The 25,032-nt window shown below is 60.1% G+C and carries 21 protein-coding genes, 4 tRNA genes and 1 pseudogene; 16 read left to right on the top strand and 10 right to left on the bottom strand.

Features of this window, described 5'->3' with window-relative positions:
* Nucleotides 1-5 precede the first annotated feature (5 nt).
* From QLG12_RS17435 to QLG12_RS17425, 3 genes are all read right to left on the bottom strand, one after another.
* Nucleotides 6-1,277 carry an outer membrane protein transport protein gene (locus QLG12_RS17435; protein ID WP_011333150.1) on the bottom strand — a complete coding sequence of 424 codons (1,272 nt, stop codon included), beginning with the start codon at nt 1,275-1,277 and terminating at the stop codon, nt 6-8.
* 146 nt (nt 1,278-1,423) lie between these two features.
* Nucleotides 1,424-1,906 (bottom strand): hypothetical protein, encoded by a 483-nt coding sequence (locus QLG12_RS17430; protein WP_197869583.1) that lies wholly within the window; start codon nt 1,904-1,906, stop codon nt 1,424-1,426.
* Nucleotides 1,907-2,181: 275 nt separating this feature from the next.
* On the bottom strand, nt 2,182-2,406 hold the full coding sequence (locus QLG12_RS17425; RefSeq protein ID WP_007950419.1) for a hypothetical protein: 225 nt from the start codon (nt 2,404-2,406) through the stop codon (nt 2,182-2,184).
* A 954-nt stretch (nt 2,407-3,360) separates the two neighbouring features.
* Between QLG12_RS17425 and QLG12_RS17420 the strand changes: the two genes are divergently transcribed.
* Both QLG12_RS17420 and rmuC read left to right on the top strand, forming a co-directional pair.
* Entirely contained in the window at nt 3,361-3,684 is a 324-nt protein-coding gene (locus QLG12_RS17420; protein WP_197869582.1) for a sel1 repeat family protein, read from the top strand.
* A 175-nt stretch (nt 3,685-3,859) separates the two neighbouring features.
* A complete protein-coding gene (rmuC, locus tag QLG12_RS17415) occupies nt 3,860-5,224 on the top strand; it encodes a DNA recombination protein RmuC (protein WP_282475030.1) in 1,365 nt (454 codons plus the stop codon).
* Nucleotides 5,225-5,233: 9 nt separating this feature from the next.
* On the opposite strand, the gene QLG12_RS17410 is transcribed toward rmuC, so the two are convergent.
* A complete protein-coding gene (locus QLG12_RS17410) occupies nt 5,234-8,704 on the bottom strand; it encodes a PAS domain-containing hybrid sensor histidine kinase/response regulator (protein ID WP_282474979.1) in 3,471 nt (1,156 codons plus the stop codon).
* Between the two features lie 132 nt (nt 8,705-8,836).
* Nucleotides 8,837-9,379, bottom strand: coding sequence for a TetR/AcrR family transcriptional regulator (locus QLG12_RS17405; RefSeq protein ID WP_282474978.1), 543 nt, complete (start codon nt 9,377-9,379; stop codon nt 8,837-8,839).
* A 91-nt stretch (nt 9,380-9,470) separates the two neighbouring features.
* Between QLG12_RS17405 and QLG12_RS17400 the strand changes: the two genes are divergently transcribed.
* The 4 genes from QLG12_RS17400 to QLG12_RS17385 all read left to right on the top strand — a co-directional run bounded on the left by QLG12_RS17400 (nt 9,471) and on the right by QLG12_RS17385 (nt 14,266).
* Nucleotides 9,471-10,658 carry an MFS transporter gene (locus QLG12_RS17400; RefSeq protein WP_282474977.1) on the top strand — a complete coding sequence of 396 codons (1,188 nt, stop codon included), beginning with the start codon at nt 9,471-9,473 and terminating at the stop codon, nt 10,656-10,658.
* Nucleotides 10,659-10,712: 54 nt separating this feature from the next.
* On the top strand, nt 10,713-11,024 hold the full coding sequence (locus QLG12_RS17395; RefSeq protein WP_282474976.1) for a cupin: 312 nt from the start codon (nt 10,713-10,715) through the stop codon (nt 11,022-11,024).
* Nucleotides 11,025-11,129: 105 nt separating this feature from the next.
* On the top strand, nt 11,130-12,281 hold the full coding sequence (locus tag QLG12_RS17390; protein WP_282474975.1) for a TDT family transporter: 1,152 nt from the start codon (nt 11,130-11,132) through the stop codon (nt 12,279-12,281).
* A 110-nt stretch (nt 12,282-12,391) separates the two neighbouring features.
* Nucleotides 12,392-14,266 (top strand): MFS transporter, encoded by a 1,875-nt coding sequence (locus QLG12_RS17385; RefSeq protein ID WP_282474974.1) that lies wholly within the window; start codon nt 12,392-12,394, stop codon nt 14,264-14,266.
* A gap of 123 nt (nt 14,267-14,389) precedes the next feature.
* Here QLG12_RS17385 and sugE read toward each other — a convergent pair whose 3' ends face one another.
* The 3 genes from sugE to rdgC all read right to left on the bottom strand — a co-directional run bounded on the left by sugE (nt 14,390) and on the right by rdgC (nt 16,783).
* Nucleotides 14,390-14,704: a quaternary ammonium compound efflux SMR transporter SugE gene (gene sugE, locus QLG12_RS17380; RefSeq protein WP_197869576.1), complete on the bottom strand. Its 315-nt coding sequence runs from the start codon at nt 14,702-14,704 to the stop codon at nt 14,390-14,392.
* A gap of 118 nt (nt 14,705-14,822) precedes the next feature.
* Nucleotides 14,823-15,788 (bottom strand): bile acid:sodium symporter family protein, encoded by a 966-nt coding sequence (locus QLG12_RS17375; RefSeq protein WP_197869575.1) that lies wholly within the window; start codon nt 15,786-15,788, stop codon nt 14,823-14,825.
* Between the two features lie 74 nt (nt 15,789-15,862).
* On the bottom strand, nt 15,863-16,783 hold the full coding sequence (gene rdgC / locus QLG12_RS17370; protein WP_007950430.1) for a recombination-associated protein RdgC: 921 nt from the start codon (nt 16,781-16,783) through the stop codon (nt 15,863-15,865).
* Between the two features lie 159 nt (nt 16,784-16,942).
* Here rdgC and QLG12_RS17365 point away from each other — a divergent pair.
* The 4 genes from QLG12_RS17365 (at nt 16,943) to QLG12_RS17350 (ending at nt 17,476) form a co-directional block, all read left to right on the top strand.
* A tRNA-Val gene (locus tag QLG12_RS17365) sits at nt 16,943-17,018 on the top strand.
* Nucleotides 17,019-17,037: 19 nt separating this feature from the next.
* A tRNA-Asp gene (locus QLG12_RS17360) sits at nt 17,038-17,114 on the top strand.
* A gap of 190 nt (nt 17,115-17,304) precedes the next feature.
* Nucleotides 17,305-17,380: transfer RNA gene (locus QLG12_RS17355), tRNA-Val, on the top strand.
* Nucleotides 17,381-17,399: 19 nt separating this feature from the next.
* A tRNA-Asp gene (locus tag QLG12_RS17350) sits at nt 17,400-17,476 on the top strand.
* A gap of 144 nt (nt 17,477-17,620) precedes the next feature.
* Here the strand turns inward: QLG12_RS17350 and QLG12_RS17345 are convergent.
* Both QLG12_RS17345 and QLG12_RS17340 read right to left on the bottom strand, forming a co-directional pair.
* The gene (locus QLG12_RS17345; RefSeq protein WP_282475029.1) at nt 17,621-18,757 is read right to left on the bottom strand and encodes a catalase family protein; all 1,137 of its coding nucleotides are present in this window, start codon (nt 18,755-18,757) and stop codon (nt 17,621-17,623) included.
* 26 nt (nt 18,758-18,783) lie between these two features.
* Nucleotides 18,784-20,592, bottom strand: coding sequence for a di-heme-cytochrome C peroxidase (locus tag QLG12_RS17340; RefSeq protein ID WP_282474973.1), 1,809 nt, complete (start codon nt 20,590-20,592; stop codon nt 18,784-18,786).
* Between the two features lie 270 nt (nt 20,593-20,862).
* On the opposite strand from QLG12_RS17340, the gene QLG12_RS17335 reads away from it, so the two are divergent.
* From QLG12_RS17335 to QLG12_RS17310, 6 genes and pseudogenes are all read left to right on the top strand, one after another.
* Nucleotides 20,863-21,585 (top strand): FKBP-type peptidyl-prolyl cis-trans isomerase, encoded by a 723-nt coding sequence (locus QLG12_RS17335; protein WP_011333164.1) that lies wholly within the window; start codon nt 20,863-20,865, stop codon nt 21,583-21,585.
* Nucleotides 21,586-21,882: 297 nt separating this feature from the next.
* A complete protein-coding gene (locus QLG12_RS17330) occupies nt 21,883-22,338 on the top strand; it encodes a YkvA family protein (protein ID WP_282474972.1) in 456 nt (151 codons plus the stop codon).
* 114 nt (nt 22,339-22,452) lie between these two features.
* Nucleotides 22,453-22,794, top strand: a complete 342-nt coding sequence (locus QLG12_RS17325; RefSeq protein ID WP_007950435.1) for a helix-turn-helix transcriptional regulator — start codon at nt 22,453-22,455, stop codon at nt 22,792-22,794.
* Nucleotides 22,791-23,162, top strand: a complete 372-nt coding sequence (locus QLG12_RS17320; RefSeq protein WP_003223109.1) for a hypothetical protein — start codon at nt 22,791-22,793, stop codon at nt 23,160-23,162. Before QLG12_RS17325 ends, QLG12_RS17320 begins: the two co-directional genes overlap by 4 nt.
* Nucleotides 23,163-23,570 carry an SEL1-like repeat protein gene (locus QLG12_RS17315; protein WP_197869572.1) on the top strand — a complete coding sequence of 136 codons (408 nt, stop codon included), beginning with the start codon at nt 23,163-23,165 and terminating at the stop codon, nt 23,568-23,570.
* A 225-nt stretch (nt 23,571-23,795) separates the two neighbouring features.
* Nucleotides 23,796-25,032: pseudogene (locus tag QLG12_RS17310) on the top strand (type IV secretion protein Rhs); the annotation flags it as partial.

Here is a 25,032-nt window from a genome sequence, read left to right as displayed (position 1 = left end):
CAGCATCAGAAGCGGTAGGTTGCGCCGACACCGAAGCCGTTTGCCGAGTTTTCATACTGCGAGTTGTAGCTCTGGCCACGATCGTTTGTGTTGCGAATGTTGACCTTCTCTTCCTTCAGGTACGAGTAGGCAACGTCGATGGTCAGGTCTTCGGTCGGGCTCCAGCCGGCACCGATACTGAAGATGGTCCGGTCGCCGGTCGGGATGCGTGGCGAACGGTCGACGTTGTTGGTCGGCGACTGGTCGAACGTCAGACCGGTACGCAGTACCCATTCCTTGTTCAACTGGTAGGACGTACCGATGGCGTAAGCCCAGGTGTCATGCCAGTTCTGTTCTTCGGTGATCTCGCCGAACTGGCCAGCCAGCAGCGGTTGAACGCCGGAGTTCTTGACGGTGATTTTTTCCAGCTGGCTCCAACGGGTCCAGGTGGTACCGGCGTAGACGTTCCAGCGATCGTTGATCGCCTGGGTGACCGAGAGGTCCACGGATTCAGGCGTGGTGATCTTCAGCGAAGCGTCGTATTTCTGGTTCGCACCCAGACCGATTGCACCCAGCACACCGTAGTTGACCTTGGTGTTGCCTTCGAGCTTGTAGTCGACTTTCGAGTGGTAGGTCAGACCCAGGCGAGTGCTGTCGGTAGCCTGAACCAGCACCCCGATGTTGTAGCCCAGTGCGGTGTCGTCACCCTTGATCTTGACCTTGCCGTCCGGCGCAGCCTGAGTGATCGACAGGTTGGATTCCAGCGAGCCGTCGATACGGTTGATGGTCGGACCGAAACCGATCGACACGACGTCGTTGAACTTGTAGCTGACGGTTGGCTGGAAGGTGATGATCTTGACTTCGGACTTGCTGCCGAAGTAACGGCCGGCGAAGCCGTTTTCATAGTCGGTGATCAGGCCGAAGGGTACGTACACACCCAGACCGAATGCCCAATGCTCGTCGATCGGCTTGACGTAGTAGCCCATAGGTACGGAGGTGAAGGGCACCATGTCGCCTTTGTTGCTGCCGCCGTTCGGGCTGGAGCTGGCGTCGCTGATATCGGTTTTTGCATCGAGGAATGCAACGCCACCGGTGACTTGTTCGCGCGTGATGCGCGACATGCCGGCAGGGTTGCCGTAAACAGTGCTTGCGTCGTCGGCAGAAGAAGATCGCCCGGCGTACCCAGTCCCCATCCCGCTGATGCTGTGTTCGTTGATGGCAAAGCCAGCCGCGAAGATCTGGGTGGATGCCACGGTTACGGCAAGGCTAAGGGTGGTTTTGAGCATGACTTTTTTCATTATTAGAACTCCTGGTGATCACCGGGGCGAAAATTACCAACATTTTCGTCCCGGCGCTATAGTCCGTATGCCTTGAGTTAGAGCGGTTTTGTAGGACAATCCGACCAAATTCGCCGCGTGTTGGGCGATGTTGCGAAACCGCTGGGTCAGCAAGCAACCTGATTCAACGGTGAAACACAGGTTTGCCAGGCGCACGTGAAGTCGCGCAGACGACCTTGAGGCTGGAAGGTCTGACGCCAGATGCGCGCCATGCTCAGCAGGTCGTCCGGCTCGGGGAGGGTAGGGTTTTGTTCTTCCACCAGCAGCCATGCAATGGCCGTGGCGTAGCGCAGATTGACGGTCAGTTCGAGGTGCGGGCCGCTGAGGAAAGCATGTTGGCTGGCGAGGCCGCGAACCAGGCTGGCGCGTTCCGGGTCGAGCGCCAGGTAATGATCCCAGAGGGCCTGGTGACGATGCTCGGCTATCCGGTACAGGCCGTGGCCACGGCGGTCATGCAGGGCTGAACCGAGGGCGGACTGGCTGGCGGCAATGCCCAGCAACAGGGATTCGGCAGTTGCGCAGTGGCGTCCCAGGTAGATCAGCGTAGGACGGATCACGTAGCGGCACAGTTCGCTGGCAGCGATACCCATAAAACCCTCGGATCTTGTTATCGGGCGGCGAGACCTGAAGGGGAGCTTGGCAGCTGTGGATCGACTCAGGCTCGCCGGAAGCGGATCACGCCGCTTGAGTTGAAGTGTAGTGTCATATTCGCGACGTAAAGGCCTGTTTTTAAAATATTTCCGGCGAGGCGTTATAACCGTTATATCGGTTGGTGCTTAAGCAAAAAGGGGAAGGGTGAAATATCGGGCAATAAAAAGCCCCGCATTTTCAGCGGGGCTTTTGCTTTTGCAGCCATTTCGGCCTCTCAGGCGATCAATGCCTGACGGGTGCGATCAATCACGGCCTGCAGCGGTTCGGCGCTGGAGTATTGATCGGGGTACAGACGCTCGCTGTGACGGGCGATCCCGTGTTCATTGACCACGGTGAAGCTGAAGCAGCCTTTGCGAGCGGCCATGATCAGGCAGTTCATTGGGGCAAAAGCGTTGGTTAGGGTGCGAATGGCATCCTGAGTCTGGATTTGAGTCGACATAGTTATTAGGTGTTCCTACAAATGACACGGATAAGAACCGTGCAACGTTAAAACGTTCCAGTAACGTCAACCACCATTGGTCGAACGAAGAACCCGACTGGAACAAGGCAGCCAGTTCGAGCGCTATAAAAGTTGGCGCGCTTGGGCTGGCAGGTAGGTACTTAGGAGGACAGGCAGCACATCAAGGGCAGAGGTTCTGGGCCCTTGGTGAAGATCCTGATCAATTTGCAGGTTGGTTAGGTCAGAGTAAATGGTCTTCGCAACACCCTTTGCATTCATTTCAAAGGCCGTGTCGTCGCAAGATTTACCTGGAAACCATCGAGGGGTCGATCCCGCTTTTTTCGGTGAAGGCTTCTGTGAGAGAAACTTGACCGTGGGGGTGTATTCGACCGGAATTGACTTTCAGCTTGGTACTAACGCCGCAGATACTAACGGAACGCTCCAAAGAAGGCAAACCCGCTGAACAAAAAAATCCCGAGATATCGCCCAGGCCTTGAAACTTGCCCCGATCCGGTTCAAATCATGACCGTCGGTCGCCACAACCTGGCCGGCGCGGAAGCTCGACGCAGAGGCCTATCCCCAGGCCGAATGCCAAAACGACCCGAAAAGGCGCATCGATATAACCGCGTAACAGGTACTTGTGCACATTAGTTGCGCAGACCGTAACGGCGCTGTCATAACGATCCTGACCCCGGTGGCTGCCTGTAACGAAAGTTTAAGTCAATGAAAAACATCGCTTTTTTTTACTGGTGAAAAAATCGTCAGTTTGACTGAGAGCCCCATTCCATAAGGCTTTGCGACGAGTCAGGGGCGGTTGTCCACTGAGTTATCCACAGCTTCTGTGGATTGTCCCGAGCGCTTGCTCTAGCACGGGCGTGCCGGGTTTTTTTCGACTTTACCTGTGCGAAAAAAAGAGTAGAGTGGCGCGCCTTCCGATCTGCCCCACAGTGCTTTATGAAGTTTCGTTCAGCTACAGACTCTGTTACCTCCCAACCCCCTCGTGTTACCGCTCCCAAGCGATTTTCCGTGCGCGTGGCCGAATGGCTGCTGGACAGCCCGCGCCTGGGCGACAGCCAGAACGCCAAGCACCTCGCCGGCCGCCTGCTCAAGCAACCGGCCCGGGAAGGCGTGGTCGTGGCGCAAAGCCGCCTCGGTCAGTTGATGTGCCGTGAGTGCGGCAACGCGCGGGATCGTCGTATCGGCCAGGACCTGCTGCGCCAGGCCGCCCGTGCCGGTGACCGACGCGCGCAACAGGAACTCGGCCTGATCGAAGACTGAGCTGTCCAAGACCGGACGCCTTGGTTAACCTTCAGGCTTTATCGGATTGGCGGGAATCAATATGGCGATGGACTTGACCAGCATCCTGCTGGGGCTGGCAGGTGCGGCGGTGCCGCTGCTGGCACTGGCCTGGCAACTGCAACGTCGGGCCAGTCAGAAACAGTCTGAAGTCGCGTTGCTCGAAGAGCGGCTGGCCATGGCGCAGATGGCCCAGGATGGCCTCACTGCTCAACTTGAAGCCTGTCGCGATGAAATTGTCGACCTCGGCCAGGCCAATGCCGCCAAGCAGGCGGATCTCGCCGCCGTGCGCCGGGAAGTCGAGCTGCTGCAGATCGAGCGCGATGACGCCCGTGACGCCGCCCACGCCTGGAACCTCGAACGCGCCAACAAGGAAGCTGAATTGCGGCGCCTGGACGCCCAGGCCGCTTCGCTGAATGCCGAGTTGCGCGAGCAACAGGAAAGCCATCAACAACGCCTGGATGACCTGCAAGGTTCCCGTGACGAGCTGCGCGCGCAGTTCGCCGAACTGGCTGGCAAGATCTTCGATGAACGTGAACAACGTTTCGCCGAAACCAGCCAGCAACGCCTCGGCCAATTGCTCGACCCGTTGAAGGAGCGCATCCAGTCGTTCGAAAAACGCGTCGAGGAAAGCTACCAGGCCGAAGCCCGCGAGCGTTTTTCGCTGGCCAAGGAACTGGAACGCTTGCAACAACTGAACCTGCGCCTGAGCGATGAAGCGACCAACCTGACCCGCGCTCTGAAGGGCCAGAAAACCCAGGGCAACTGGGGCGAGCTGATTCTCGAGCGCGTGCTTGAGCATGCCGGGCTGGAGAAGGGGCGCGAGTACCAGACCCAGGTCAATCTCAAGGGGCCGGATGGCGAGCGTTTCCAGCCGGACGTGATCATTTACCTGCCGGGCGACAAGCAGGTGGTGGTCGACTCCAAGGTCAGCCTCACCGCCTATCAGCAATACGTGGCGGCGGACGACGATGCCATCGGCCAGATCGCCATGAAGCAACACGTGCTGTCCTTGCGCAGCCACGTCAAAGGCCTGGCCGGCAAGGATTACAAACGTCTGGAAGGCTTGCACAGCCTCGATTTCGTCTTGCTGTTCGTGCCCATCGAGGCGGCGTTTTCCGCTGCATTGCAGGCTGAGCCGGCGCTGTTTCAGGAAGCCTTCGACCGCAACATCGTGATCGTCAGCCCGACCACATTGCTGGCAACGCTGCGGGTCATCGACAGTCTGTGGAAGCAGGAACGCCAGAGCCAGAATGCCCGGGAAATCGCCGAGCGCGCCGGCTGGCTGTACGACAAGTTCGTGTTGTTCATTCAGGATCTGGACGACGTCGGCAATCGCTTGCAGCAACTGGACAAGGCCTACAGCGCGGCGCGCAACAAGCTGACGGAAGGGCGCGGCAACCTGGTCAGCCGCAGCGAGCAGCTCAAGTTGCTCGGCGCACGAGCCAGCAAAAGCTTGCCGGCGGATCTGCTGGAACGCGCGATGACCGACGCCGACGGCCTGGTCGAGCTGCCTGAATAAGCCGCTCTGCTAGAGCGGCAAGTAGCGACTCAACAACGCCCGCAACGCCGCCGGTTTCACCGGTTTGACCAGATAATCCAGCCCCGCCGCGTGCACCTGGGCCACGGTTTCCGGATGCCCGTCGGCGCTGATCACCACGCCCGGCACCGGCTCGCCCATCCTTGTGCGCAACCACGCCATCAACTCGGTGCCGGTTTCGCCGTGATCCAGGTGATAGTCCACCAGTGCCAACTGTGGCCGCACGCCCTCGTCGAGCAGTGCCGCGCATTCTTCGCGGTTGCGCGCGGTCCAGACCTGACAGCCCCAGCGCGTGAGCAGGCTGTTCATGCCGATCAGAATGCTGTCTTCGTTGTCGATGCACAGCACCTGCGCGCCGCTGTGCAATTTGCCGTTTATTTCCACCGCCGCGGTTGGCTGCACGGTCTGCGCTTTGGCCAACGGCACACGAACGCTGAACACGCTGCCGCGCCCCGGCCATGAGCGCACACGCAAGGTATGGCCGAGCACGCGGCACAGGCCATCGGCGATCGCCAGGCCCAGGCCAAGACCTTTTTCGGCGCGGGTCTGGTGACTGTCGAGGCGTTTGAATTCCTCGAAGATCACTTGCTGTTTGTCCTCCGGAATCCCCGGACCGCGATCCCACACTTCCAGACAGATTTCGCCTTTGCGCCGACGCACGCCCAGCAGCACCGGACCTTTTGCGTAGCGGAACGCGTTGGTGAGGAAATTCTGCAGAATCCGCCGCAGCAACTTGATGTCGCTGTCGATACGCAACTGGCTGCCGCGTACCCGGAAGCTCAGGCCCTGTTCCTGAGCCAGTGCCTTGAACTCCGCGCCGAGAATATCGAACAGCTCATTGACCGCGAAAGGCTTGCGATCCGGATTGATCTTGCCGTTCTCCAGGCGGGAAATGTCCAGCAGATCGCTGATCAGGTCTTCGGCCGAACGCAGCGAACTATCCAGATGCTGCACCAGTTTCTGCGCTTCCTCGCTCAAGCCGTCGGCCTGATGGGAGAGGGCGGCGGAGAACAAACGTGCGGCGTTCAAAGGCTGCATCAAGTCGTGGCTGACGGCGGCGAGGAAACGGGTTTTCGACTGGTTGGCCGCCTCGGCATTGCCCTTGGCTTCGGTCAGTGCGACGTTGAGTTGCGACAGTTCCTGGGTTCGTTCGCTGACCCGTTGCTCCAGCCCTTCGTTGGCTTCGGTCAGGGCCTGCTCGGCTTCGCGGAACGCGGTGATGTCGGTGAAACTCATGACGAAACCGCCGCCCGGCATCGGGTTGCCGATCAGCTCGATCACCCGGCCGTTGGGGAACAGCCGCTCGGAGGTGTGGGCGCGTCCCTGACGCATCCAGTGCAGGCGCCGGGCGACGTGGACTTCCGCTTCACCGGGGCCGCACAAACCACGCTCGGCGTTGTGGCGAATGATGTCGGCAATCGGCCGGCCAACGCTGATCAAGCCGTCCGGGTAGTTGAACAGCTCCAGATAGCGACGGTTCCAGGCCACCAGCTTGAGCGACTGGTCGACCACGCTGATGCCCTGAGTAATGTTTTCGATGGCGCCTTGCAGCAGCGCGCGGTTGAACTGCAGCACTTCCGATGCTTCGTCGGCGATCCGTACCACGTCCTCCAGCTGCATTTCCCGACCTTCGATGGCGGCTTTTACGACCGCTCGCGTCGAAGAGGCGCCGAGGACGCCTGCCAGCAATCGTTCGGTGTGAGCGATCCATTCGCCGTCAGCGTTCTGATTCGGGTTGAAGCCTTTGCCCTGACGATAGGCGAAGCGAATGAAACTCTGCCGGGCGCGTTCTTCACCGACAAACCGCGCGGCCAGTTGCAGCAGGTCGTCGATCTGCACCGCCAGCATCGAGCGGGCGCTCGGCCGTGCGCTGATTTCCTGACCGATAAAACGTCCGGCCTGCCAGTGCTCCGACACCCGTGTACGGGACAGCACCGAGACCCAGGCAAACAACGTGAAGTTGCCCGCCAGCGACAGCACTACACCTTGGGTCAAAGGGGTAATCGGCAGGTTCAGCGGGTTGCTGTGGAGCCAGGCGAGGCCGGGGAAACTGTCCAGCGACCAGCCGAGGCTGCGCGCCGCGATCGGCAGGACCAGGGTGTAGAACCACAGGAACGTGCCGGCAGCGAGGCCGGCGAACACGCCGCGGCGGTTGGCCTGTTTCCAGTACAGCGCGCCGAGCATTGCCGGGGCCAGTTGGGTGACCGCCGCGAAAGCGATCTGGCCGATGGTCGCCAGGCTCGCAGTGGAACCGAGCAAACGGTAGCTGACGTAAGCCAGCAACAGAATCACCACGATGCTGACCCGGCGCACCGAGAGCATCCACTGGCGGAACACTTCGAACGGGCGCTCGGCATTGTTGCGGCGTAGCAGCCACGGCAACAGCATGTCGTTGGAAACCATGGTCGACAGCGCCACGCTCGCCACGATCACCATGCCGGTGGCTGCCGACGCACCGCCGATAAACGCCAGCATCGCCAGCGCCGGATGAGCCTGAGCCAATGGCAGGCTGATAACAAAAGAGTCGGGGATGACCGAGTTGGGCAGCATCATCTGACCGGCCAGGGCGATCGGGACTACAAACAGCGCAGCCAGTGCGAGGTAGGCCGGGAACACCCATTTGGCCAGGCGCAGATCCTGCGGGTCGATGTTCTCGACCACTGTCACGTGAAACTGCCGGGGCAGGCAGATGATCGCCATCATCGCCACGCCGGTTTGCACCACCATCGACGGCCAGTTGATGGTTTCTTTCCAGTATTCCTCAAGGCGGGGGGCGAGCATCGCCTGATTGAACAGGTCGTCGAAGCCGTCATACAGCCCGTAGGTGACGAAAGCGCCGACGGCGAGGAAGGCAAACAGTTTGACCAGCGATTCAAAGGCAATTGCCAGCACCATGCCGCGGTGGTGCTCGGTGGCATCGAGGTTGCGCGTACCGAAAACGATGGTGAACAGCGCCAGCACCAGCGACACGATCAGTGCCGTGTCCTGGGCGCGGGTGCCCATGGCGTCGGCGCCGGCGCCGATCAGCAGGTTCACGCCGAGGACGATGCCTTTGAGCTGCAAGGCGATATAGGGCAGGACGCCAACCAGGCAGATCAGCGCAACCACCACCGCCAATGACTGGGACTTGCCGTAGCGGGCGGCGATGAAGTCGGCGATAGAGGTGATGTTCTCCTGCTTGCTGATCATCACCATTTTCTGCAGCACCCACGGCGCACCGAGTAGCAGAAGAATCGGCCCCAGGTAGATCGGCAGGAATGACCACAGTTGTTCGGCGGCCTGACCGACCGCGCCAAAGAAGGTCCAGCTGGTGCAGTAGACCGCCAGCGACAGGCTGTACACCCAGGCACGCACCCGTGGCGGCAGCGGGGTGCTGCGACGGTCGCCGTAGAAGGCGATGGCGAACATGATGGCCATATAGGCCAGGGCGACGGCGGCGATCAGCCCGGTGGACAACGACATGGAACACTCCCGACAGAAAACGACCGGACTCGCGCCCGGTCAGACAGTCTCGCACGGGCGCGGCGGTTAGTCAGTGTCGACCAAGGTCGTGGCGCGGCGGGGTGTCGCAGGAACAGAACCGGGCAGTTCTGATCAGTCCGGTTTCAGCGTGAGATCGATCAGGCGGTGCAGTTCTTCGACTTCCAGCGGCGCTGCCGAAAACAGAATGCGGAACACCACCGGGGACACCACCAGATTGATCAGCCGATCCACGCTCGGCGCCGGTTCCTCGGGGTGGCGCTCGATGATGGTCTGCAACTGCGCGCCGATGATCGCCACGCAATAGCCCGGCGTTGCACTCGCCTGCACGTCGCGCATCATGTTGCGTCCGGGTTCCGAACTCATTTCGTCGAGGTATTGTTCGGCCCACGCGCGGATATCGCTGCGCAGACTGCCGGTTTCAGCCGGCTCGCTGTCGGGGCGCATGCGGGCGAGGGCGACGTCGGCCAGCAAGGCCGCCAGATCGCCCCAGCGTCGATAAATCGTCGACGGCGTCACACCGGCGCGCGCCGCGATTTGCGGGACGGTCACCGTTGAGCGCTCCTGTTCTTGCAGAAGCGCGCGGACTGCCGAATGAATCGACTCCTGCACCCGGGCACTGCGACCGCCCGGGCGTAAACCTTCTTTAATAGCCATGCGGCAGACCTTAACACAAAGAATTTGCTTTAAGCGTAAGCCGAGAGCACACTCCGCAAAAGCAAAAAATTAGCTTTTGCGGAGTGTGCCCATGACCAGCCTTGCTTCCAACCGTTCCAGCCTGTGGTTTCTGGCGATCACCTTACTGAGTTTTCTCGCCGCTTCCACTGCGCCGACGCCGTTGTATCACCTGTATCAGGATCAGCTGCATTTTTCGGCAGCCGTACTGACCCTGATTTTTGGCGTCTATGCCCTCAGTCTGCTGGCCGCGTTGCTGACGGTCGGGTCGCTGTCGGATCACTTGGGACGTAAACCGGTGATCTTCACCGCCGTGACGCTCAATGCGCTGGCGATGCTGTTGTTCATCTACGCCGATAGCGTGGGCTGGCTGATCGGCGCGCGAGTGCTGCAAGGTTTCGCCACCGGCATGGCCACCGCCGTGTTGAGCGCAACGCTGCTGGACACTGATCGCCAGCAGGGGCCGTTGATCAACAGCGTTGCGCCTTTGCTGGGCATGGCGTTGGGCGGCATGGGCTGCGGTTTGCTGGCGGAATTCGCCCCGGCGCCGTTGCAATTGACCTATTGGCTGCTGCTCGCGCTGTTTGTGTTGCAGGGCATTTATGTCTGGCGCCTGCCGGAAAGCGTCTCGCCGCAGGTCGGGGCATGGGCTTCGTTACGGCCGACCCTGCATGTGCCGGTTCAAGCGCGCTCGACGCTGTGGCGAGTGTTGCCGCTGAACACCGCGACCTGGGCGCTCGGCGGTTTCTATGCCTCGCTCGCGCCGTCGCTGGTGCGTACGGCCACCGGCTCCACCTCCAACCTGATCGGCGGCGCCACCGTGGCGGCGCTGACTGTGACCGGTGCATTGATGATCTTCACGTTGCGCAATCGTCCTGCCTCCCGCGCGCTGCAACTCGGGGCGAGTCTGCTGCCGGCCGGTATCGTGCTGATTCTGTTGGGCGTGCACAGCGCCAGCCTGTTGCTGTTCTTCTGCGGCACGCTGGTGGCCGGTTGTGGCTTTGGCTCCGGTTTTCTCGGCGCTGTGCGCAGCCTGGTGCCGCTGGCGTTGCCCCATGAGCGGGCTGGTTTGATGTCGGCGTTTTATGTGCTCAGTTACCTGGCGTTCTGCATGCCGGCGTTAATGGCCGGGCACTTCACCCATAGCGTGGGTCTGCTGGCCACCACCGATGTGTACGGTGCGGTGCTGATCGTACTGGCGGTCGGTGCGCTGCTGATGAGTTTCCGGGCGCAAGCGGCGAAGACCTGCAGCGCTCCATAAGCCCGTCGGATTCGGTTAGCCTTGGCCAGCCCACTTCTTCTCACGGATCGACGCATGAAGATTATCCGCAGCAAGACCTTTACCGCCGAGCGCGACTGGGGCGCGCTCGACATCGCCAACATGAACGGCATCACCACGCGCCTGCACTGGACCGATCAGCCTTACAAATGGCACGTCAATGACGGTGAAGAAGTGTTTGTGGTGCTCGACGGTCAAGTGCTCATGCACTATCGCGAAGAAGGCAAGGAGAAGCAGGCCTTGCTCGACGTTGGCGACATCTTTTACGCGTCCATTGGCACTGAACACGTCGCTCATCCTCAGGGCGCAGCGCGGATTCTGGTGATCGAAACCGAAGGCAGTGTCTGACCGCATATCTACAAAACAGATAACAGTTAGAGATATTACCCGTTATATAGATATTCGATTCGGTTCTACCATGGACTCAACCTCACCTGAGGACAGGAGTTCATGATGATTTGCCCGAATAGCGTCAAACCCGGCATCAAGCCATTCAGCCAGCTTCAGCACCCGCGTGAAGTGATTCGTCAATTCACCCCGAACTGGTTCGCCGCCACCATGGGCACCGGCGTGCTGGCGTTGGCGCTGGCGCAATTGCCGGTGTCCATTCCCGGCTTGCACGCCGTGGCCGAAGGGCTGTGGCTGTTCAATATTCTGTTGTTCGTATTGTTTACCGCCGCCTACGCCGCACGCTGGATTCTGTTCTTCGACGAGGCGCGGCGGATCTTCGGGCATTCCACGGTTTCGATGTTCTTCGGCACCATTCCCATGGGCCTGGCGACCATCATCAACGGCTTTCTGCTATTCGGCCTGCCGCGCTGGGGCGACGGGGTCATTCATCTAGCTGAAGCATTGTGGTGGCTGGACGTGGGGATGTCGCTGGCCTGCGGTGTGTTGATCCCCTACATGATGTTTACCCGTCAGGAACACAGCATCGATCAGATGACCGCCGTCTGGCTGCTGCCGGTGGTGGCGGCAGAAGTGGCGGCGGCCAGCGGTGGACTGCTGGCGCCGCATCTCGCTGATGCGCACTCGCAACTGGTGGTGCTGGTGACCAGTTACGTGTTCTGGGCCTTTTCTCTGCCTGTGGCGTTCAGCATCCTGACCATCCTCTTGCTGCGCATGGCCTTGCACAAACTGCCCCACGAAAACATGGCAGCCTCGAGCTGGCTGGCCTTGGGGCCAATCGGCACCGGCGCCCTGGGCATGTTGCTGTTGGGCGGCGACGCCCCGGCGATCTTCGCGGCCAACGGTCTGACAGGCATCGGCGAAATGGCGTCGGGCCTGGGCCTGGTCGCCGGGATCACACTGTGGGGCTTCGGTCTGTGGTGGATGCTGATGGCGCTGCTGATCACTTTGCGTTACCTGCGTGACGGCATTCCGTTCAACCTCGGCTGGTGGGGATTCACCTTCCCGTTGGGCGTGTATTCGCTGGCAACCCTGAAACTGGGCAGCACCTTGCACCTGACGTTCTTCAGTGTGGCCGGTTGTGTGCTGGTGGCGTTGCTGGCGGTGATGTGGCTGATCGTCGGCAAGCGCACGCTGCAAGGTGCGTGGCGCGGCGAGCTGTTTGTTTCACCGTGCATTGCAGGTTTGAAGAAATAACCTGCGAAGATTAGGTAATGTGTGGCCTGGATCGCGGTTCGAGATTCTTATAAGCGTAGCCAGGCCACTGACTACCTTCTCTTTCCAAAAACAACAGGGTCACACGGAAGATGAGTCACCCCTCACAGTTCAACCTGCTGCGTACCCGGCGCTTCCTGCCGTTTTTCATCACCCAGTCGCTGGGCGCGTTCAACGACAACGTGTTCAAGCAGTCGCTGATCCTCGCCATTCTCTATCGGCTGACCATCGAGGGTGACCGCTCGATCTGGGTCAACCTGTGTGCGTTGCTGTTTATCCTGCCGTTCTTTCTGTTCTCGGCGCTGGCCGGACAGTTCGGGGAAAAATTCGCCAAGGATGCGTTGATCCGTCTGATCAAACTGGCAGAAATCGCCATCATGGCCGTGGGATCCGTCGGCTTCCTGTTCGATCACCTGTCATTGATGCTGGTGGCGCTATTCGCCATGGGCACGCACTCGGCGCTGTTCGGGCCGGTGAAGTATTCGATCCTGCCACAGGCCTTGCGCGACGACGAATTGGTCGGCGGCAACGGGCTGGTGGAGATGGGCACGTTTCTGGCCATTCTGGCCGGGACCATTGGGGCCGGGGTGATGATGTCGTCGGCCAATTACGCGCCGGTGGTGTCCGCCGCGATTGTCGGCATCGCTGTGCTGGGTTATCTGGCCAGTCGCAGCATCCCGCGCGCAGCAGCGGCGACCCCGGAAATGCGCCTGAACTGGAACATCTTCAGTCAGTCCTGGGCGACCCTGAAACTGGGCTTGGGACAGACGCCTGCGGTGTCGCGTTCGATTGTCGGCAACTCGTGGTTCTGGTTCGTCGGGGCGATTTATCTGACGCAGATCCCGGCTTATGCCAAGGAGTGGATGCACGGCGACGAAACCGTCGTTACCCTGATTCTGACGGTGTTTTCGGTCGGTATCGCACTGGGCTCGATGCTGTGCGAGAAGCTGTCCGGGCGCAAAGTCGAGATCGGCCTGGTGCCGTTTGGCTCGTTCGGCCTGACCGTTTTCGGCCTGTTACTGTGGTGGCACTCCGGTGGAATCCCGGAAAGCGCCGCCGGCCACAGTTGGACAGAAGTACTGGGCTTCGGCCATGCCTGGGCGGTGTTGATCGATGTGCTGGGCCTCGGGATCTTTGGCGGTTTCTACATCGTGCCGCTGTATGCATTGATCCAGTCACGCACCGCCGAGAACGAGCGGGCGCGAGTGATCGCGGCCAACAACATTCTCAACGCGCTGTTCATGGTGGTCTCGGCAGTTGTCACCATCGTGTTGTTAAGTGTGGTGAAACTGTCGATTCCGCAGCTGTTCCTGGTGGTGTCGCTGCTGAACATCGGCGTCAACGCCTACATCTTCAAGATCGTCCCCGAGTTCAGCATGCGTTTCATGATCTGGCTGCTCAGCCATTCCATGTACCGCGTCGAGCACCGCAACCTTGAAGTGATTCCCGATGAGGGCGCGGCATTGTTGGTATGCAACCACGTGTCGTTCGTGGATGCGTTGCTGATTGGCGGCGCGGTGCGTCGGCCGATTCGCTTTGTCATGTACTACAAGATCTACAACCTGCCGGTGCTGAACTTTATCTTCCGCACGGCGGGGACGATTCCTATCGCCGGACGCCACGAAGACATCCAGATTTACGAAAAGGCCTTCACCCGGATTGCCCAGTACCTGAAGGAGGGTGAGCTGGTTTGCATCTTCCCGGAAGGCAAGTTGACCGCCGATGGCGAGATCAACGAGTTCAAGGGTGGGCTGACGCGGATTCTCGAAGAAACGCCGGTGCCGGTGATTCCGTTGGCGTTGCAGGGGTTGTGGGGGAGTTTCTTCAGCCGCGATCCCAATAAAGGACTGTTCCGGCGCTTGTGGTCGCGGGTGACACTGGTGGCGGGTGCACCGGTCGCCGTGGAAGCGGCGCAGCCAGCGCAGTTGCAGGCGTTGGTCGGGGAATTGCGCGGGACTGTCAGATAATCATTGGCTGTGCCGGCCGCATCGCGGGCAAGCCCGGCTCCCACATGTTTCTCGGGCGCACACAAGATTTGTGTCCAATGGAGCTTCTGTGGGAGCTGGCTTGCCAGCGATGGCGTCAGAGGCTTAAGCGCTGACCTTGAGCCCGATCAGTCCGGTGACGATCAACGCCACACTGGCCAGGCGAATCAACGCCATCGATTCGCCAAACAAAATGATCCCGGCAATCACCGTACCCACGGCACCGACCCCGGTCCAGATCGCATAGGCCGTGCCCAGCGGTAGTTCCTTCACCGCAAGCCCCAGCAGGCCAAGGCTGACCGCCATGGCGGCAACGGTGAGAGCGGTCGGAAGCGGACGGCTGAAGCCATCGGTGTATTTCAGGCCGACGGCCCAGCCGACTTCGAACAGGCCGGCAAAAAACAGAATGATCCAGGACATGAAAAGCCTCCATCGATTGACGGGGCCGTCCCCAGATTGAAAACTCGATTGAGCCGCAGGGTCGTCCCCGCGTGGCGCACATACTACCGAAAATTGTGCGCCGCGCCTTGAACCGGGATCAGTCGACCGCCTGTTGCGCAAGCGTTTCACGGTCTTGTTTTTCGCTCATCCGCCGGAAGTACGTCGAAAGCAGTGCCCCGGAAATGTTGTGCCAAACACTGAACAGCGCGCTCGGCACTGCCGCCAGCGGCGAGAAGTGCGCACTGGCCAGCGCAGCCCCCAGCCCCGAGTTCTGCATGCCGACTTCCAGCGCCAGGGACTTGCGCTGTGGCAGCGGCAGGCCGAACAGGCGCCCGGTGAAATAACCCAGCAAATAACCGAAGCTGTTGTGGAGCATCACCACGGCCATGATCAGCAGACCGGATTCGGCGATTTTCGCCTGGCTGGCGGCAACCACGGCGGCGACGATGATCACGATGCTGATCACCGACACCAGCGGCAACACTTCCACCGCGTGGCGTACCTTGTCACCGAGCACACGTTGTGCGACCACGCCGAGGACGATTGGCAGCAGCACCACTTGCAGGATCGACCAGAACAACTCCATGAACGAAACCGGCAACCACGCCGAGGCCAGCAGCCAGATCAGCGCCGGGGTCAACAGCGGGGCGAGGAGGGTGGTGACGGCAGCAATGGCCACCGACAGCGCCAGGTCGCCACGGGCCAGCCAGGTCATGACGTTTGATGAGGTGCCGCTTGGGCAGCAGCCGACCAGAATCACGCCGACGGCGATTTCCGGCGGCAGATGAAAGATCTGGCACAGCAGCCACGCCATCCCCGGCATGATCACGAAATGTGCGACCACCCCCAGCGCCACACGCCACGGATGGCGAGCGACGGCGGCGAAGTCGTCGAGTTTGAGGGTCAGGCCCATGCCGAACATCACCAGCCCGAGCAGCGGCACGATGGCGCCTTTGAGGCCGAGGAACCAGGCCGGCTGGAGGAACGCGATCACCGCGAAAATCAGAACCCAGTAAGCGAAGGTGTTGCCGACAAAACGACTCAGTGCAGCCAGTGCGCGCATGGCCTGTTCCTTATTATGTGAAAACGCCACCGAAGCGGTGGCGTTTGAAGATAACCCAAAGACTGCGCAGAGGCTTAGATCCCCTGCGGAGTCTCTTCGCCGCCGAGTGCTTCAACCAGCGCCGGCAGGAAGTCGCCGAACGTCAGCATCATCAGGGTGAAGCTGGCGTCCAGTTGGCCGAGGGCTTCGTCGCCGCCGTCCTGTTCTGCCTGATCCTGCAACAGATCTTCGAACTTCAGGCGCTTGACGGTCATTTTGTCGTCGAGCATGAACGACAACTTGTCCTGCCAGGCCAGCGACAATTGAGTCACCACTTTGCCAGTGCTCAGGTGCAGCTGGATTTCTTCGCTGGTCAGGTCCTGACGCTTGCAACGCACAATGCCGCCGTCTTCGTGGGTGTCGCGCAGTTCGCACTCGTCCAGGACGAAGAAGTCCGGGGCGGCTTGCTGAGTGGTGACCCACTCGGTCATCACGGCGGTTGGCGCGGTTTTCACGGTCAGCGGACGTACCGGCAGGGTACCGATCACTTCACGCAGGGTGGAGAGCAGGTCTTCGGCGCGTTTCGGGCTGGCCGAGTTGACCAGGATCAGGCCTTGCTTCGGCGCGATGGCGGCGAAGGTCGACGAGCGGCGGATAAAGGCGCGCGGCAGGAACGCCTGGATGATTTCATCCTTGATCTGATCGCGTTCCTTCTTATAGACCTTGCGCATCTGCTCGGCTTCGATCTCTTCGACCTTTTCCTTGACAGCATCGCGCACGACGCTGCCCGGCAGGATACGTTCTTCCTTACGGGCGGAGATCAGCAGGAAGTCACCGCTGACGTGCACCAGTGGAGCATCTTCGCCCTTGCCGAACGGCGCGACGAAACCGTAGGTGGTCAACTCCTGGCTTGCACATGGACGCGCCAGTTTGGTGGCCAGTGCAGTTTCCAGCGCCTCGGCATCGACAGGCAGGTCTTGGGTCAGGCGATAGATAAGCAGGTTCTTGAACCACATGGGGTGAGTCTCTCCTTTATACAAAGGGGGGCATTATTGTCTTCGCCGGGTCATAGGCCAACCCTTCTCTAAGCCTTTGGAAGGCCTGAGAAAATTAATTAAAAAAGTGCTTGCCAGAGGTTGGGTCGCTCCGTAGAATGCGCGCCACACCGAAGCGAAGGGTGATTAGCTCAGCTGGGAGAGCGTCTGCCTTACAAGCAGAATGTCGGCGGTTCGATCCCGTCATCACCCACCATTCGTTTCAAGTGTTTAGCGCAGCGGTAGTTCAGTCGGTTAGAATACCGGCCTGTCACGCCGGGGGTCGCGGGTTCGAGTCCCGTCCGCTGCGCCATATTCGGTAACCTGGAACACTGAACGCCAGGTCACCACGGAAAAACCCGCCAAGGCGGGTTTTTTTCTGCCTCGAGTTGTACCTGCGGGATGTGTCGTTTCACCGGTTTTCGGATTTATTTGAAAAAAACTTCAATTAAATCAACACGTTACGAAAATCTGTGGCATAATGCGCCCCGTAACGAAGCGAAGGGTGATTAGCTCAGCTGGGAGAGCGTCTGCCTTACAAGCAGAATGTCGGCGGTTCGATCCCGTCATCACCCACCATTCGTTTCAAGCGTTTCGCGCAGCGGTAGTTCAGTCGGTTAGAATACCGGCCTGTCACGCCGGGGGTCGCGGGTTCGAGTCCCGTCCGCTGCGCCATATTCGGTCATCTGGAACACTGAACGCCAGATCACCACAGAAAGCCCGCCAAGTGCGGGCTTTTTGCTGTCCGGGATTTGGCTTTTGCCGGCCTGAACATGAGAAAGCGACCTTTGAAGGTCGCTTTTTTCGTTTCTGGCGCTGCTATTGCGCCGAGTTGCGGCTGTGGCGGTAATCGCTGACCGCTTCATACACCGCCTTGCGCAGGCGGTTGATCCCGCCAATCGGGCGATGAGCGTCGATGCCGAACCAAGGGTTGAAGGAAAGGTTGTCGCATTGCAGGTTCAGCGCCGGGGTGTCGAAGTCCTGCGGGGGCAGGGTGATCCGCGCCACTGTCTGGAATGGGCTGTCCTGCTCGCGCCATTCGATGCTGGTGTCTTCGATCGGCATGTACTTGTTCGCGTCCTGCCGCTGAATTTGCAACACGAAACACGCCGGAATCCGGTCGGTGGACAGCTGTTGATTCAGCGCATTGCGCAGGAAGTTCGGCAGATCCTGGTTCTGTTTCGGCAAGGTATAAGCGGGGCAGCGCTCCGGATCCGGCATCACCCGGAACTTGGCATTGGCCTCGCCGAACTTGTAGGGCGATACCGAGAAGTAGGTCGTGCGGGTCGGGCTTTCCGGCGGTGGCGATAGGGTTGCCAATGCAATGAACAAATGCCGGATCTGCCAGCTGCGCGGATCCCACCCCGGAAAAAACGCCATGACCTTCTTGCCGTCAGCCTGCGCCGCCACATTCTGACGGTACTCGGCGACATCGCTGACAAAGAAGTTCGGGTGACTGAACATCACGAAATCCTGCTCGTGCAGCCCCTGACGATCGGCCAGCAAGGATTTACCCGGCACATCGAGCAATTTGAGCGCCATGCCCCGGGCATCGCGGATGCTGTCGAATTGCGGATAGGCGTTGCCGTTGGACAGGCGCATCGTCGCTTTCCACAGCTTGCCCGGTTCGCTGAAAACGCCCTGACGCAATTCTTGCGCAAGATCCGGCAACACCTGCACATCGACCTTTACGCAGCCATGGGCCTTGGCATGGGCATCGCGCAGATAACGGGTGCTTTCGCGGTGCTGATCGACGATGCGCACGGCGGTCTGAATCACATCCTGGGTCATGGCGGCTTCGCCATCCGGAATCTGCTCCAGCGCCGACACCGGGCCACGGTGCTGCCAGGCCAACCAGGCGGTCGCCAAGGCCCAGCCGATCAGGCCGATCACCAGCAGGATCAGCAGGGTTTTGCCCAGTAACCGTCCCAGCCAAAGCCAGAAACGCGCCAGCAGCGAGGGTCTTTTGAAGGTGTTGAAGATCATGGCAGTTGCGCCTCCAGCGGGCCGCCCAGCACTTTCAGGTATTCGAGCAGCGCCCAGCGCTCTTCTGGCTGCAGCAGTCGGCCGATGACGCCATTGCCGCGTTCGCCGGCGCGAAATTCGTGGCCGCTGTTGTGGTTGCCGGTAATGCGGGTGTCAAACAGGAAGCCGTTGGTGAAGGCTTCGGTGCGATAGCCCAGATGGCGCGGGTCGTATTCGAAGGTGCCTTTATAGAAGGTGGTGGCGCGCTCGTCCTGAGGCGACAGCAACTGATAAAGGCTCGGCACCGAGCCGTTGTGCAGGAATGGGGCCGTGGCCCATATGCCGGCGAGCGGACGCGCCTTGTAGGCGACTTTTTCGCGAACGCCGATCGGTAGACCGAAGCCATCGAGCTGTGGTTTCTCGGCAGCGGTGACGCCCGCTTCACGGTATGCACGGTTTTCCACGAAGGCGGTGACGTAAGCCAGTCCCTTGGCCACTGACAGCTGGCTGAGATCCAGCGGCTCCTTGGGTTTGGGGTGCAACTTCACGTCCATTTGTTCGAGTTCCGCCGGGTTCCATTGCAGGGCTGTCAGGTCGAAACGGTGATTGGCGATGTTGTTGGCGGCGTTCGGGTCGGTGCCGATGACGTCCACCGGGAGCATGTGCAGGTGTTGCACCCAACGCTCGCCTTTCTGGGTCTGACGCGGGACGTGGCATCCGGCGCAATTCTCGGCGAACAGGGCTCGCCCCTTGGCTGCCAAGGGTCTGTCGACGACGCCGAGCAACTCTTCAGGCCATGCCGGCGGTCGCAGTCTTTGTAGGGTTTCTTCGATCTTGTGCAGATCACGCACACGTACGCTGGAGGCATAGCGCTCATCGCCTTGCAGCGGCTGGCCGTTGTCGTCGAAGAAATTCAGCGTGGCGCCGACGCCCAAAGCCTCGCCGATATTGCGCGCCATCGGTTGTTGCGCCGAGCCGTTCCACTGCACCCAGTCGAAGGTCCACATGTCCCACAGCTGTGGGTAATCCACCGGGGCATTGGCCACGCGGTAATTGTTTGGGGATATCGCATCGCCGAAGGTCGCGTTGGCGATACGCCCGAAGGCATCGGTGCGGCCCGGGCCTTCTTCGGTGGGGTAGAGGCCACGGTGAGTGTCGTTCCAGGCCACTTTGATGAAGGTGTTCAGCGAGCTTTTGAAGTCTTTGCGCAGTTGTTCGTGGCGTGCTTCGTAGTCATTGCCCAGCACATGGCGGGCGAAGCGCTCGAATTTCCATGGGTTGTAGTAGGTCGAGGCGAGACTGGCGACCAATGCCTGTCCGAAACTGCCGCCGCGCAATGTAGGAACGCTGGAGGGCAACACATGCTGGGCCGAACCGCCGTCGATGCGCACTGCCTGGCCATTGAAGTGCAGTTCCCCGGTGTGGCAGGCCGCGCAAGTGATGTCGAGATATTGCTCGGAGCTGCCGGGATTCTGGTGCCGGGCGAAACCCACCGGCAGATTCCCCGGGTTGTCCGGCGTGGATTTTTGCTGCGGATCGATCAGAAAGCCGAAGCGCGCGAGGTATTCCGGGGAGGCAAAGCGTTGCTGCGAGAACGGCAGCTCCAGCGCCTGGAACCATTCATAGCGCAGGCCTTTGACCTGCGTCCCCTGCGGGGTGAAGTAGTAGGTCTGGCGCTCTTGCTCAGTCCACTGGTTCAGGTAGTGCACCTGCTTGGCGGGCGTCGGGAAGGGCAATTTTGGATTGGCGACGTAATAAAGAACCACCGCCAGAACCAGTCCCAGCAGCACCACGATCAGCGTCAACACACGGTATAAGAGGCGCAAGATAAACATCCTTGTCGAGTTGTTGCGCTGTTATGCCTGAGCCAAGTCGTGTGCGGCAAGTGGCCATTACGCCAAGTGTTGGGGGAAGCGGCATCAATCACTGTCGGCGAAAGATGACAGAAGCTTCATCGTGCCTTTCGCCAAATGCTTTTTGATCCCTGAACTTATCGGAAGATTCCTGCTCTCATGCCGGTAGCCATTGGTCGTGGCGGCCTGATAAGCTCGCGGCTTTACTCGATTGCCCTTTCGGCGCATGAACAAGGAAATAGCATGAAACAGCATCGGTTGGCGGCGGCGGTTGCCCTGGTTAGCCTGGTACTCGCGGGTTGTGATTCGCAGACCAGCGTAGAGCTGAAAACCCCGGCGCAAAAAGCTTCCTACGGTATCGGCCTGAACATGGGCAAGAGCCTTGCTCAGGAAGGCATGGATGATCTGGACTCCAAAGCGGTAGCCCAGGGCATCGAAGATGCCGTCGGCAAGAAAGAACAGAAGCTGAAAGATGAAGAACTGGTTGAAGCTTTCGCCGCGCTGCAAAAGCGTGCCGAAGAGCGTATGGCCAAGATGAGCGAAGAGTCGGCAGCCGCCGGCAAGAAATTCCTCGAAGAAAACGGCAAGAAGGCTGGCGTGACCACCACCGCTTCCGGCCTGCAGTACGAAGTGGTCAAGAAAGCCGACGGTCCACAGCCTAAGCCTACCGACGTAGTGACCGTTCACTACACCGGCAAGCTGACCAACGGCACCGTCTTCGACAGCTCCGTCGAGCGCGGCAGCCCGATTGATCTGCCGGTTAGCGGTGTGATCCCGGGTTGGGTCGAAGGCCTGCAACTGATGCACGTTGGCGAGAAGTACAAGCTGTACATCCCTAGCGATCTGGCTTACGGCGCACAATCGCCAAGCCCGGCAATTCCGGCCAACTCGGTTCTGGTCTTCGACCTGGAACTGCTGGCCATCAAGGATCCGGCCAAAGAAGACGCCGCTGCCGCCAAGCAATAAACTTCGGCACCGGTTTCCCCAACAACGCCTCGCTTATGCGGGGCGTTGTTGCATCTGGACGATGGTCGGCGTAAACAGACCGAACCGATGCCGGCCAGGGCAGTCCTAGACTTTAAGGTTGTCAGCGCTAGACGTCTGGAACCGCCAAGTCAATGAAATATTGGGATTTTTTATGTGAGTAAAAAACGCCCGATTTAAGCGCAGCCCTTGTGAAACGGGGCTCTCAGCGCTGAAATGCAGCTCTGTTCACAAGGTTATCCACAATTTGTGTGGATAACATTTCAACGGGAGAAATAAATGAAAGCGCCATGGAATTTCGCCCGATTCCTGCCTTTGGCCGGCCGCTTGCTGGCTCGAGGCCGCTTGCCGACCTTGTTGTTCGCCGTCGCCAGCAAAGGCGCCGCCCAGGGCAATCGTCTCGGTAAGTTGAAGGACGATTTGCGTCTGTTGCAGGCACTGTGTCTGGCGTACTGGCGCGGCGAGTACCGTGCGATCAGCGCCAAGGCGATCGTTTCGGTAGTGGCCGGTCTGATGTATTTCCTCAGTCCGGTGGATGCGATCCCGGATTTCATTCCCGTTTTCGGCATGCTCGATGACATCGCCGTCCTCGCCTGGCTGATGAAAAACCTCGACGATGAACTGAATGCCTTCCGCCTGTGGCGTCAGCGCCAGACGCCGGAAAAGCTCAGAGTGGTCGAGCGTTTGCCCGATACGCCCGAGCAACTTCAGCTTCAGGGGCCGAAAAAGTCCTGAATCGCGACAGCCTCGTACACAGATAGATACCCCCCACGACCTTGGCCGCTGTTAGGATTACACTTCTAGGGAAAAGTGCCGACTCGCTAAGTGTTGTTGTCCTACGGGGTAGTCATGGATATTCAGATAATTGCACGCGATGGCGAACCCGAATATGCGGTTTTGCCATGGGCTCAGTATCAGGCTCTACTGAAAGCAGCAGGCATCAACGAAGCACCGTCGCAACCGGCCCCAGCGCCGCTTGCGGCAACCCCGGACCCGATTCTTCCTGGTCTGGATCAGTTACGCAGTTTGCGCGAAGGGAAGGGCATCGCCATCGAGGCGCTGGCCCGCACGGTAGGCATCAGCCCGTCTTACCTGGCCATGATCGAAAGTGGCGAGCGTCTGCCCGACGCCGCGATTCGCCGCAGCCTGGCCTGGGAGTTGACGGTGCCAGGGTGGAGGGAACAATCGTGAGCGTACGCATCAGTCGTCAACATTGGGACGGATTGCTGGGGGAGCTGGATCAGGCGCGCAGGCAGCGCCATCTTTTGACTTATCGAGCGTTGCTTGAACGCCTGCAACTGCCGACGCCGGCCATGCAGACATTGACCGCGGCACTGGAGCATCTTGCGGCACTGGACGCGAAAGCCGAACAACCGTTGCGCAGCTCGCTGGTGATCAGCCAGGGCGCCAGTCGCCTGCCACGCACCGGTTTCTTTGAATGTGTTGAGCGTCTGGGGCGCTTTTCCGGACCGTCCGACGGTGTTGCCGCCGCCTCCTGGCATGCTTCGGAAGTGGTGCGGGTCTTTGAGTACGAGTACCCGGAATCGGCGGAGGCCTGAGTGTTTTTACGACTCAAGGTGCGGGCAAGTTACTGGCTGGCCCGTAGGCTTTTTCACTGGTCGTGGTTTGTCCGTCAGCCCCGCGGCTGGCGCTGGCTCGAAGGGCAGTTTGCGCGCATGGCCAATCTGGGCGATGTCGGCGCGCAGAGTTTTTACGGACACATTCTGACGTTTCGCGGGGTTGGCCTGGGCGCACGTGAGGAAGGTATCCGGTTGCTGCGACTGGCGGCGCTGGCCGGTGATGGCAAAGCGGCGTATCAGGTGGGTGTCATCAGTCTTGCAGGTACGTCGAGCAAAGCTCCGGATCCTTCGGAAGCCGCTCGCTGGTGGACCATGGCCGCGAAGGCCGGGCATCCGTTGGCCGAGCTCAAGTTGAAAGAGCTGGCCGGCCGGGACGCTTCACAATAAGCAAGTCATCTGTTCCGTGAACGGGGCGTGAGGGAAACCTCCCGCCCCGTTTTTGCGTCTGCAGTTCGATAAAAAACAGTTACAGACTTCTCCTACATCCTCTGCCTACTCGCCTGACTTCTTTTCTGATTGATCCCCCGCAAAGTCCCTCGCCTGATTTTTGCGCGAGGGAACGCACATGTTTGACCCGGTTTTTCGTTTCGCCATGCGCATGGAAATGCGCTGATGGATGCCGTCACCCGCATCGAGCAAGAACTCGACAGCTTTCCCCGCACCCTTGATCTCTATCGCGAGCAGCTCAAGCACTGGCTCAGTCGCTCGGCAGACGGCGTCAGTCATGCGGCTGATCTGCCTTCGCTGATGGGGATGGAGCGGATCATCCGTTTCGGCGAGCACAGCACGGCGGTTGCGATTGACGACAACCGCTTCTCCTCTGCGGTCGTGCAATGCCCGTATTCCGGGCTAATGGAGATTGAGAGCAAGTTCGAGTCGGCGTACGACATTCCGTTGGGCGACATCGTTGTCGATGTGGTGGCGGTGGAAGGCGGTGCAGTCGAGTCCGTCACCCTTGATGTTCAGGGCAAAGGGGTGTTCACCGGTGAAGCGGGCAAGTTTTATCGAGTCGTGGTGCACGGCGGCGCCAGCGAGCAGCAGGTTGATGCGCTTTTCGAATCCTACGATGGCCTGATTCGGCAGCTGGATGGCTGGCTGCGCAGCGAGTGGCAGGGTTTCAAGCCGCAGTGGTCGCAGTCGTTGGCCACGGCAGCTGGGAACGGCATCCTGGCCGGGAGTTGGGCGGCGATCGAGGGGGTGTGGGACAGCATTGGGTTGTTGTCGGAGATTCTCAAGGATCCCGGAAAGTTTGCCGAGCGGTTGGGCAGTGGCGCAGCACAGCTGATCGCGCTGGCAGAAACCGCGCCTGAAATGATGGAGAAGCTTCAGTTACTGGTCAGTGACGAAGCGGCGCTGTGTTTGTTGCTGCGTACCGCCAGCCTCTGGCTGGAAATGCTGCCCCCCACTGAAGTCGCCGGCAAAACCGCCGAGGCGGTATCGATGGTAGTGGTGCAACTGCTGATCGATGTGTTGATCGGCGTTGTGTTGACCTTCGTTGGTGCCGGGGCGGGGATTGCGTATCTGACCTTGCGTCTGGCGGAGCGTGGCGCTCAGTTGCTGTCGGCGGTGACGCGCCTGGTGAAGGCGATGTTCGGCATCGTCAGCACCTTCATCGGCTACGTGAACCAGTACAAATCCGTCGCCGCGCGGGGCATCGCCGCCGGGGTGAAAAAGGGCCGCATGCAATTGCGCTGGGATGCCCGGCGCAATGCCTCCCTGAAAAAAGACGAGCACCACGACGACACCCCGGATCAGGCTAAAAATCCCAACGGCGACAGCGCCGATTGTGCGCCTCGAACCTGCACCAACGGGTGTCCGGTGTCGATGGTCACTGGCGAAGAGCTGCTGA

The organism is Pseudomonas sp. V88_4 (genome assembly GCF_029967985.1).
GTDB classification, from domain to species: Bacteria; Pseudomonadota; Gammaproteobacteria; order Pseudomonadales; family Pseudomonadaceae; genus Aquipseudomonas; species Aquipseudomonas glycinae.
The sequence above is the reverse complement of the archived record's forward strand: the minus strand, read 5'-3'. Positions and strand labels throughout refer to the sequence as shown.